This window comes from Arthrobacter sp. 2YAF22_2 (assembly GCF_052114645.1).
Classification (GTDB): Bacteria; Actinomycetota; Actinomycetes; order Actinomycetales; family Micrococcaceae; genus Arthrobacter.
The window spans coordinates 1-1,994 of sequence record NZ_JBFRFD010000598.1 but is presented as its reverse complement, the minus strand read 5'-3'; the positions used below and the strand labels follow the sequence as shown (position 1 = coordinate 1,994).

General features: G+C 62.7%; 1 protein-coding gene and 1 pseudogene. Both read left to right on the top strand.

The features are described 5' to 3' along the window. Positions 1-125 precede the first annotated feature (125 nt). A complete protein-coding gene (locus AB4Y86_RS17705) occupies positions 126-1,034 on the top strand; it encodes a helix-turn-helix domain-containing protein (protein ID WP_441403465.1) in 909 nt (302 codons plus the stop codon). A gap of 588 nt (positions 1,035-1,622) precedes the next feature. After that, positions 1,623-1,994 (top strand): annotated as a pseudogene (locus AB4Y86_RS17700) (formate dehydrogenase); the annotation flags it as partial.

Sequence of the window (1,994 nt, the reverse complement as noted above, 5' to 3'; positions counted from 1 at the left end):
AGACGAGGTCGCTTAGCACTCCCCCGCGATCTGTGGCTCGTGCAACCCGGCAGCACTACGAGGTCCCGAAGGAACTGACTCCGCGGGAGAAGTTCGAGCATTGGCGGACATGGTACGGACAAGCCGTGGAAACTCCTGTCCGGCTGGAGGAAACCGGGCCGACTTCCCCGCTTTTTCGCCCGTGGGCCACAAGTTTTACTGGGCCGGGCTTCAGCGTGATAGAGCTCCGGAACGAACCCGCAAAAGGATTCTGGAATGCCAACCCAGACTCGGGCGACCTCCGTCTGGCTTACTTCGTCAAGGCCCCCTCTGCGACGTACAACTTCTCCGGAGAGCCTACGTCCATCAGCGCACCACGTGTTCGCTTCCTCGATCTCACCCACAAAGGAGAATTCCGCGCTCCCAACGGCATGCACGTCGTCCAGCTCAACCTAGACAGAGCCGCTCTGGACCTGACGATGGCAGACGCCAAACGCCTGTCCGACATGCCCAATCTCATTCAGCATCCCGTATTGCGTTCGTTGCTTATGCCCGTTCTCTTGAACTGCCGAAACGACGGAATGGAAGAACACTCCGGTTCGGCGGCCGGTGTGCTGACGTCCATCGTTGCTTCGCTGATCTCATCGTTGCTCGAAGTACCCCCCGCCCCCGAATCGCTCCAATGGTCGCAGCTCTTGGAAATTAGGAAGTACATCGACCGGAACTACACCTCACGGGACCTGGCGGTCCAAGCCATCACAGAGCACTTCCACATCTCCCGCAGGACACTGTTCAGCCACTTTGAGCAGGAAGAGCTCGGACTCGGCTCCCGCATCCGCGCCGTGCGTACCGCGAGGACTCTGGAGCTACTCCTTGACAAGGAAGACCGGTCGCGACCGATGGACGAACTCGCCGCCCGCAGCGGTTTTTCCAATACCCAAAGCCTGTCAAGGGCATTGAAGGCGGCAACGGGGCTCACGGTGCGCGACCTCAGGGGCCAACCAGCCGCGACGGCGGGTCACCTCGATGTCATCCGGCGATCTCTCGCCCGGTAAACCCGAGACAACCCAGTACGGGCCGCCTGTCGACTCCGCCCCTACAGGAGAGCCAGGATTTGGTCGCACGGAACCTCTGTGGAAGGGTCCAGCAGGGGGCGCAGACCGGTCCCGGCGACGGGAGGGCCCTCGATCCCCCAAAACATAACCGAGGCCCCGCCCGTGCACGAAATGCTAGCCTCCCCGAAGTAGGCAATGAGAGTCGTCCTGCATCTCTGCACAAAGTGACGAAAAACCGGCGGCTGTTCTTCACCCGGTGAATCATCACGCCGCAGTGGCGCCCCCGCGAAGCGGAGGGCCCCGGATGTTTCTAACGCACGCCGTTGGGCGCACGGGCCGCGGGCTCCCTATCCACAGTGCTGATCCCGGCCGAGGAGTTCCAGAGCGGGGCCTCGCCAACAGTCGGGCCTTTGCCTACTACCTCGCCAAGGACCTGTTGGGGCGCGGCTTCCAGACGAAGCCGGTAAACGTTTTACAAAGGCCCGCAAAATCTTCGGGCGTACGTTGGCCAAGGCTCGCCGTTGTTGTCCGCGCGGTAGATATCACGCTCCTCTGTCGTTGGCGCCGTGGATTGGGTAGGCTCCTGCCATGGCACGGCGTAGTTTTCTTCAGTGGCCGGTCGTCCGGCAGTTCAGTACGGGCGACCTGCTGGGCCGCGGCCCGGCGGTGACATCCCCGCAGACGAGGGCAATAAGCCCCCGGACGGCCACCGCGGACCGCGTCGTACAGAGCGTGTGCCCGTATTGTGCGGTGGGCTGCGGACAGCGGGTCTACGTCAAGGACGAAAAGGTCGTTCAGATCGAAGGCGATCCCGATTCGCCTATTTCCCGCGGCCGGTTGTGCCCCAAGGGCTCTGCCAGCGAGCAGCTGGTCAACTCGCCGGGCCGGCAGACCGAAGTGCTCTACCGTGCGCCACGCTCCACCCAGTGGCAGCATCTGGATCTCGAAACTGCCATCGAC